This is a genomic window from Synechococcus sp. MU1625 (genome assembly GCF_020514205.1).
Taxonomy (GTDB): Bacteria; Cyanobacteriota; Cyanobacteriia; order PCC-6307; family Cyanobiaceae; genus Parasynechococcus.
In genome coordinates, this window is record NZ_VTLA01000011.1 from 50,136 (window position 1) to 57,121 (window position 6,986).

Here is a 6,986-nt window from a genome sequence, read left to right on the forward strand (position 1 = left end):
TTGACGACGCTGCTGCTGAACAAACCCTTTGGGGTCTTGAGTCAATTCACGCCGGAGGAAGGGAGCCGTTGGGGGTGCTTGAGCGACTTTATTGACGTGCCCCAGGTCTACGCCGCTGGGCGTCTTGATGCCGACAGCGAGGGGCTGCTGATCCTCACCAGCAACGGTCGCCTGCAACAGCGCCTCACCGACCCACGCTTTGGCCATTGGCGCAGCTACTGGGCGCAAGTCGAAGGCACGCCCACCATCGAACAGCTGCAACAGCTTCGGGATGGTGTTGTCATTCAAGGCCGTCGCACCCTGCCGGCGAAAGCACAGTGGCTTCAAGGGCTCGACCAACCGCAACTCCCCGATAGAAGGCCTCCCATTCGTTACCGCGCCAAGATCCCCACCAGCTGGCTACAGCTGTCACTTACCGAAGGACGCAACCGGCAAGTGCGACGCATGACTGCAGCCGTCGGACTACCGACATTGCGTTTGGTGCGCTGCTGCATTGACTTGATGGACAATGGACCAGCGCTGGACCTGAAAGAACTTCAAGCCGGAGACTGGCGTGCAGTGACAGGTGCTGAACAGGAGCGGCTCAACAAGCTCATCAGCAGCAAGCCGATCTCTTCTGGCCCTCGTCGGGGAGGGAACCGACGAGGGTGACCGCGCGAAACGCAATGCCCTCCACCTCGCGCCAGGGCTTTTCGCTGCGCTCTGCATAGCGAACCTGCTCAAAACCAAGGGCCTCGAAGGCTTCCAAGAAATCCTGCTCCTGCCAGGCGCCACTGATACACCCACTCCAAAGATCAGGGTCCTGCTGCAAACGCAGGGGCACAACCTGATCGCAGACGATGTCGCTAATGGCAACCCGTCCGCCGGGAGCAAGAACCCGGCGAATGTTTGCCAGAAGCCTGTCGCGGGAGGATGGATTCACCAGATTGAGCACACAGTTGCTCAGCACAACATCCATTGAGGCATCGGCAATCAGGGGCTCTCCCCCGGCAGCAGGCGCATCAAGGGCTTCGATGGCTCCATCAACAAAACGGACGTTGTCGAACCCCACTGCTGACGCCACGACCGGGATCGCCGACCGCGACAGGACAAGCATGTCGTCATTGCGATCGACACCGGTGACGCTGCCGGACTTTCCGACAATTTGGCTGCAGATGAAGGCGTTTTTACCGCTGCCGCTGCCAAGGTCGAGCACACGATCACCCTGCTTCACCCATCTGGTGGGATCACCGCAGCCGTAATCACGCTCGACAACAGCATCGGGAATCACTCTCAGCAGGGCAGGGTCGAAGCCAACCGGGGTGCACAAGCAAGCTTCCTGCTCGTGTGCAGCGGCTCCGTAACGGGCTTCAACAGCCTGTGTTTGATCCAGAGACTGGGGCTGAGAGGGAGGACAACACGACTCAGCCATCAGCCGATGGCCTCCTGCAGCTCACGCACCACATTCCACTGGCCGTACCAGTAGTTGGCCTCGGCGCGACGGTCCGGATCCGCCACACCATCAACCGCATCGGGCCCCACCGACTTCCACAACTCATGACCGCAAACACGGTTGAGACCCTGTTCTGCTTCATCCGACAACAACTGCAGACGCCGCTGCAGATTTTTGAGCTGAGCGACAGCCATCAGAAAAGGATCAATTAAGGCGATAGTACAAAAGAACCAAGAAGCATCAAGGTTCAGAAGGGGAGCTTTTTCTTCGCGTCCTTGTCGAGATCCGCTTCCATCTCACGCAAACGCTTCAAGATCGTGTCGTAGTACTCACTGATGTAACTCTCCATCTCGGTGGTTTCGGATTCGTCGAGACCAAACGCTGCGTAGCTGGTTTGCATCGGAGCGTCGAGGGTCTGACCGCTACCGGTGACCTCGGCAAATGCAAGCCGCTCCGCCACGTTGACGGCAGGCTCAAAGAAGGAGGCCACACCCTGCATCAGGTTGATCAAGAAGGGCTGAACCCGAAACACCCTGGCCGTCTTGCCACTGCAGCGTTCGCACAGCTGCACCAATTCACCGGTGTTCCAGGGCTTAGGCCCGACGACCGGATAGGTACTGCGAACGGTCTCCGGCCTCTCGAGAGCCGCAACAGCGAATCGAGCCATGTCCTGGGTGTTCATGTAGGCAATGGCCGTAGGGCTGCCACTGACCCAAACGGTTTGGCTCTCCAAAACAGGGATGGCGAACTGGCTGATCACCCCCTGCATGAACGCAGCACCCTGCAGGATCGTGTAATCCAGATCCGATGACTCCAGCAGCTTCTCCGTGCAGGCCTTGATGTCCATCAATGGAACATCGCGATGCTGATGGGCTCCCAGCAAGGAGAGAAAGACAAAACGCTTGACACCAGCCCTTTCGCAGGCACGAAGCAGATTGAGCTTTCCGTCCCAATCCGTCTCGTAGATGCTGCGTGGATCGTTGGGCCGACTTGTGGACGCATCGATAACTGCATCGACGCCTTCAAGGGCGTAATCCAGGCTGTCTGGTTCGAGCAGGTCGCCACGGGTCAACTCACAACCCCATTCCTGAAGAAAAGCTGCCTTGCGGGGCGCCCGCACCATGCAACGCACCTGGTGGCCGGCATCGATGGCACGACGGGCGATCTGTCGTCCCAGGGTGCCCGTGCCACCCACCACAAGCACTTGCATCGGCGCCTTCCTCGCGAAGAGGGGAGCCTAATGGCCCCCGCTTCAAAGCGACTGCTTTAGTCGTCGCCCTGCAGTTTCAGCAGCAGAGCACCACCAGCGAGGCCGATGGGAATCAACACCCAGAAGATCGCAGCAGTTCCAAAAATCTCAGCAGCCATGGTCTGGGCAAAGCGATCGCACGCCCATTTAAATCCCTTCCCCCCGCAGGCTGGTGCAGATCTGTAACAGCTGCGGCAATTCCGCATCGGTTCGAACCTGTGCTGGCATGACTCCACTGGCACTTGCGCGGTAGCCCTCGGCATGGAGCGCCTGCACCAGTCGAGCGAGGGCTGGCGGCCCACCGCCTCCCAATCGCGAGGCCAGCTCATCTGTAGGCCAGACCGTAGGGCAATCCCCCGGATCCGCCTGCAGGCGCTGTAACAAGCGCAGGGTGACAGGGCTGATCTGCTGAAGACCAAGGTCTTGGGCATCGGCAATGAGCTGCTGCAAAAGAGGCTCTTCCTGCAGAGGACCAATCCACAAAGGGCCACTGATGCTCCACCTCCCCTGACCGTCCACGCAATGACAAGCAGGCCAGCCGCTGAGCTTCAGCAGAGGCTGCACCCGTTGAGCACCGCATCGTTCACAACGCGCCACCAGCCCAAGCTTCTTCTCATCGCCCGCTGGGATCTGACGCAGCAAGCGCAGGGCGAGGCGAAAGGTGCGCCCTTCACTGAAGCTGAACAGGGGCTGCACACCGTGGCCCAGAAGCCAGGCCTGCCGGGCCACCAGGCCGATCTGCTGCCGCAGGGCCATTTCCCAGCTAGCGGGATGCACGCGGGCTGCGGCACCAAGGCTTCGAATCGCACCAACACGGTCATGACCGGTGGGGGAACGGCCATCCGTCGATGCCAGAAACAACAGGCCGTCGAAGCGCAAAGCCTGAAGGACCGGCTGAATCAAGCTCCCCGAAGCCCCAAAGGCATCGAGGTCGATGAAATCGAACCGCTGACGCTGAAGGATCGACCGATAAAGCAACAAATCTGCCGCCTCCGCGCTGAGCCGCGTTGAGCACCCCAATGCCTGCACATTGGACTGGATCAGCGGCAGCCGATCCGGATCACCATCGTTGATCCAGAGCTCTGTCTCAGCGGCATCGCTGCCCAACGCCTCCAGGCCCCAGCGCAGCGCCCTGATCCCGCAACCGGCCATCAGATCAAGCCAACGGAGTGGTTGCGTTGCGCTTGCCTTCTGGTAGCGGGCCAGCAACACCGACAGATCGCGTGCCGGGCGTGACTCAGGCCTGAAAAACCCTGGGCCAAGGCTGAACTCAGCCAGACCTTCGCGATAGTGATGATCGGTTGAGGTCAGAAGGGTGCCGTCTGCTGCCATCCAGACTGCCGAGTGGGGAGTTCCAAGCACCTGGTGCTGGAGAGGCTGGCCCTGCCACTGGCGCGTCAGCGGCCCTGAAGCGGGACCCGCTCTGCTGCTGTTGCACGGCTTCGGCGCCGCCAGCGGACACTGGCGCCACTTTGCGCCGCGATTGGCTGAACATGGCTGGCGGGTCTACAGCCTGGATCTGCTGGGTTTCGGCCAATCCGCCCAGCCGGCGCGGCCAATGGACAACCGGCTCTGGGCGCAGCAGGTCTGCGCGTTCCTCGATCAAGTGGTTCAAGGACCAGCGGTGGTGATCGGCAACTCCTTGGGGGGCCTGACTGCGCTCACCGCAGCGGTGCTGCGGCCCGACAGGGTGCAAGCGGTAGTTGCAGCTCCGCTACCGGACCCCGCCCTGATCCAACCGCTACCGAAACGTCGCTCGCCCTGGCGACGGCGCTGGCAGCGGCGCCTGCTTTGGCTGGTTCTGCACCTTCTGCCTCTTGAGCTTGTGGTGCCCTTGATCGCGCGCACAGGTTTGCTCAAAGCCGGGCTACAGGGGGCCTACTGGAGTTCGATCCAATCCGATCAAGAACTACTTCAGCTGGTTGCCCGTCCTGCCCGAAGGCCCACGGCAGCTCAGGCCCTCCGGGGCATGAGCCTGGGCATGTCGAAGCGCCCCAGAGGAGCCACTGCCCCCGCACTGCTCGAGCAGCTCCAATCCCCCATGCTTCTGATCTGGGGACGTCAGGATCGATTTGTGCCCCTGGCTATCGGGGAATCCCTGGCAGCCACGCATCCACAACTCGTACTGCGCGTGCTGGATCGCTGCGGTCACTGCCCCCATGACGAAGCGCCCGATCGCTTCCTTTCTGTGTTGTTGCCCTGGCTGGACCGTAACTTGGGAGGACCAGACCGGCAGGGGACGACCAGCGGCGATGAAACACACCCTCTCGGTGGTGGTTGAGGACGAATCCGGAGCACTCAGCCGGATCGCAGGACTCTTCGCCCGACGCGGTTTCAATATCGACAGCCTGGCAGTCGGTCCAGCGGAGGCGGAAGGGCAGTCTCGACTGACCATGGTTGTTGAAGGCGATGACCAGACGCTCCAGCAGATGACCAAACAGCTGGACAAACTGGTGAATGTGCTTCAGGTGTTGGACCTCACCCAGCGACCCGCTGTGGAACGGGAGTTGATGCTGTTGAAAGTCTCAGCACCGGCAGCATCCCGGAGCGCTGTTTTCGAACTCGTTCAGGTCTTCAGGGCCAAGGTCGTGGATGTGGCCGATGAGGCCATGACCCTGGAAGTGGTGGGAGATCCCGGGAAACTGGTAGCCCTGGAACGGTTAATGGCTCCCTTCGGAATTCTCGAAATTGCCCGCACCGGCAAGGTGGCGCTCGAGCGGGCTTCAGGGGTGAACACAGAAATGCTGAAGGTGTCCCCGAGCCAGAGCAGGGTCCCGGCCTGAGTTCACTCCTTTAGCGCTGCCTTGGTAATGCGATCTCCCTGCTGAATCGCATCCACCACATCCATGCCGTCCACGACACGGCCGAAGACGGCGTAACGACCATCCAGTTCCGGCAAGGGGCGCAAAGCCACATAAAACTGTGCACTAGCGGAATCCGGCGCCTGGGAACGGGCCATGGCCACGGCCCCCCGTTCATGGGTCAGCTCCAGACCATCGAGGTCAGCGGGATTGGTGCTGACCCTGCTGTATCGGGGCTGCGTCTCCGATCGAAACTTGATTTCGAGGGGGATCATCCGAGCTTGACCATTGGCGGGGTCAACAAAGCTGCCCGTTCCGAGCTGCCCCAAGGGAACGGATCGATCGCTGGATTGCGGATCCCCCCCTTGCACAACAAAGGGAACAGGCTCGCGAACAACACGATGAAACATCGTTCCGTCGTAGGTGCCGCGCCTCACCAGATCAACAAAATTTCCGGAGGTGAGCGGTGCAGCATCTCCGTTCACTTCAATCGTGAACTCGCCCTGGCTCGTCTGCATGGTGATGGTGGCCAGCCCCTGGAGGCAGGCCGCCTGAGCATCAGCGCAGCCCGTCACGACGGAGGCACGCGGAGAGGGACTGCAACTCACCAGCAGGGGGATGAGAAACAGCAGCGTCCACAAACGAAAACGACGCATCGGATCAGAGCCCCTCGAGATTGACGCCAAGGAAGCGGGCCAGCTCAGCACCGTCCTGCTCCAACTGCGCCAGAGGCAGCGGTTCGCCGACACGGGTCAGTGGCATGTCACGCCTTCCCTGAATTCTCAGGGCAACACGACGTCGAGCATTAAAGCCATCACGCACCTCGACTTTCACGGCCTTCACGTCCTTGAGAGGGATCTCCACCAGAACGGGCTTGCGGAAACCGCGACGGCTAATCGTCACCACACCGGCGTCCTTGTCGAACCGGTTACTGCCGCCGCCGACATTCACACCGATGACGTACCACAGATAGGTGGCCAGCAACGCCGCAGCGAGGCTGTACAACCCCATGACCAGCCCCTGCGGCACGAACACCAAAGCAGCCGGATGGCCCAGAGGCAGGAGATCACGACCGAGATAACTCGACAGCGAAGCCAGAAGGAAGCCCACTCCGCCAATGGTGACGGCAGATGCCACCAGATAATTCGAGAGACGACGGGAGCCGAGCACGGTTTGCTCGAGCACTGCTGCGGACATGACCCAGCCAGAACGAAGCGCCATTGTGACCGCAGAAAGGCCCATGCGTCGAAATAGGAAAAAATCCCTAAGAAACAAAGCGATACGAGGGGTTTCAGCTCAGTAAATTCAGCCCCGCAGGACGCTTGAAGATTGTTAAGGTCGCGGCGTATCCCACAGCCTGCGGCTTTCCGCACCGTTCACCTCTCATGACGATCGCTGTAGGACGCGCGCCACAGCGGGGATGGTTCGACGTCCTCGATGACTGGCTCAAGCGCGACCGCTTCGTATTCATTGGCTGGTCTGGCATCCTTCTTCTTCCAACGGC

The 6,986-nt window shown here is 60.8% G+C and carries 10 protein-coding genes and 1 pseudogene; 4 read left to right on the plus strand and 7 right to left on the minus strand.

Annotated features, from left to right (window positions below; genetic code table 11):
* Positions 1 to 651, plus strand: coding sequence for a pseudouridine synthase (locus FZX13_RS12555; protein ID WP_226409830.1), 651 nt, complete (start codon positions 1 to 3; stop codon positions 649 to 651).
* Here the strand turns inward: FZX13_RS12555 and FZX13_RS12560 are convergent.
* The 5 genes from FZX13_RS12560 to FZX13_RS12580 are packed head-to-tail and all read right to left on the minus strand — an operon-like array spanning position 596 to position 4,013.
* Positions 596 to 1,411, minus strand: coding sequence for a methyltransferase domain-containing protein (locus FZX13_RS12560; RefSeq protein ID WP_226409831.1), 816 nt, complete (start codon positions 1,409 to 1,411; stop codon positions 596 to 598). The two genes, FZX13_RS12555 and FZX13_RS12560, sit on opposite strands and share 56 nt — an antisense overlap.
* Positions 1,411 to 1,626 (minus strand): hypothetical protein, encoded by a 216-nt coding sequence (locus tag FZX13_RS12565; RefSeq protein WP_006851288.1) that lies wholly within the window; start codon positions 1,624 to 1,626, stop codon positions 1,411 to 1,413. Before FZX13_RS12565 ends, FZX13_RS12560 begins: the two co-directional genes overlap by 1 nt.
* Positions 1,627 to 1,679: 53 nt before the next feature.
* The gene (locus tag FZX13_RS12570) at positions 1,680 to 2,642 is read right to left on the minus strand and encodes an NAD(P)H-binding protein (protein WP_226409832.1); all 963 of its coding nucleotides are present in this window, start codon (positions 2,640 to 2,642) and stop codon (positions 1,680 to 1,682) included.
* A gap of 56 nt (positions 2,643 to 2,698) precedes the next feature.
* Entirely contained in the window at positions 2,699 to 2,800 is a 102-nt protein-coding gene (petM, locus tag FZX13_RS12575) for a cytochrome b6-f complex subunit PetM (protein ID WP_038553686.1), read from the minus strand.
* A 28-nt stretch (positions 2,801 to 2,828) separates the two neighbouring features.
* Complete coding sequence (locus tag FZX13_RS12580; protein ID WP_226409833.1) at positions 2,829 to 4,013, minus strand: N2,N2-dimethylguanosine tRNA methyltransferase; 1,185 nt, start codon at positions 4,011 to 4,013, stop codon at positions 2,829 to 2,831.
* Between FZX13_RS12580 and FZX13_RS12585 the strand changes: the two genes are divergently transcribed.
* Positions 3,997 to 4,962 (plus strand): alpha/beta fold hydrolase, encoded by a 966-nt coding sequence (locus FZX13_RS12585; RefSeq protein ID WP_226398890.1) that lies wholly within the window; start codon positions 3,997 to 3,999, stop codon positions 4,960 to 4,962. The genes FZX13_RS12580 and FZX13_RS12585 overlap by 17 nt on opposite strands.
* Entirely contained in the window at positions 4,934 to 5,464 is a 531-nt protein-coding gene (gene ilvN / locus FZX13_RS12590; protein WP_115025349.1) for an acetolactate synthase small subunit, read from the plus strand. Before FZX13_RS12585 ends, ilvN begins: the two co-directional genes overlap by 29 nt.
* A 2-nt stretch (positions 5,465 to 5,466) precedes the next feature.
* Here the strand turns inward: ilvN and FZX13_RS12595 are convergent, their stop codons facing one another.
* Both FZX13_RS12595 and FZX13_RS12600 read right to left on the minus strand, forming a co-directional pair.
* Positions 5,467 to 6,138 (minus strand): peptidylprolyl isomerase, encoded by a 672-nt coding sequence (locus FZX13_RS12595; protein WP_166017331.1) that lies wholly within the window; start codon positions 6,136 to 6,138, stop codon positions 5,467 to 5,469.
* Positions 6,139 to 6,142: 4 nt separating this feature from the next.
* Positions 6,143 to 6,679 (minus strand): photosystem I assembly protein Ycf4, encoded by a 537-nt coding sequence (locus tag FZX13_RS12600; RefSeq protein ID WP_115025401.1) that lies wholly within the window; start codon positions 6,677 to 6,679, stop codon positions 6,143 to 6,145.
* Between the two features lie 188 nt (positions 6,680 to 6,867).
* Between FZX13_RS12600 and FZX13_RS12605 the strand changes: the two are divergent.
* A pseudogene (locus tag FZX13_RS12605) lies at positions 6,868 to 6,986 on the plus strand (photosystem II D2 protein (photosystem q(a) protein)); the annotation flags it as partial.

Excerpts from the sequence above, each read along its gene's own strand:
- FZX13_RS12560 (WP_226409831.1), bottom strand. The coding sequence starts at position 1,411 with ATGGCTGAGTCGTGTTGTCCTCCCTCTCAGCCCCAGTCTCTGGATCAA.
- FZX13_RS12565 (WP_006851288.1), bottom strand. The coding sequence starts at position 1,626 with ATGGCTGTCGCTCAGCTCAAAAATCTGCAGCGGCGTCTGCAGTTGTTG.
- FZX13_RS12570 (WP_226409832.1), bottom strand. The coding sequence starts at position 2,642 with ATGCAAGTGCTTGTGGTGGGTGGCACGGGCACCCTGGGACGACAGATC.
- petM (WP_038553686.1), bottom strand. The coding sequence starts at position 2,800 with ATGGCTGCTGAGATTTTTGGAACTGCTGCGATCTTCTGGGTGTTGATT.
- FZX13_RS12580 (WP_226409833.1), bottom strand. The coding sequence starts at position 4,013 with ATGGCAGCAGACGGCACCCTTCTGACCTCAACCGATCATCACTATCGC.
- ilvN (WP_115025349.1), top strand. The coding sequence starts at position 4,934 with ATGAAACACACCCTCTCGGTGGTGGTTGAGGACGAATCCGGAGCACTC.
- FZX13_RS12595 (WP_166017331.1), bottom strand. The coding sequence starts at position 6,138 with ATGCGTCGTTTTCGTTTGTGGACGCTGCTGTTTCTCATCCCCCTGCTG.
- FZX13_RS12600 (WP_115025401.1), bottom strand. The coding sequence starts at position 6,679 with ATGTCCGCAGCAGTGCTCGAGCAAACCGTGCTCGGCTCCCGTCGTCTC.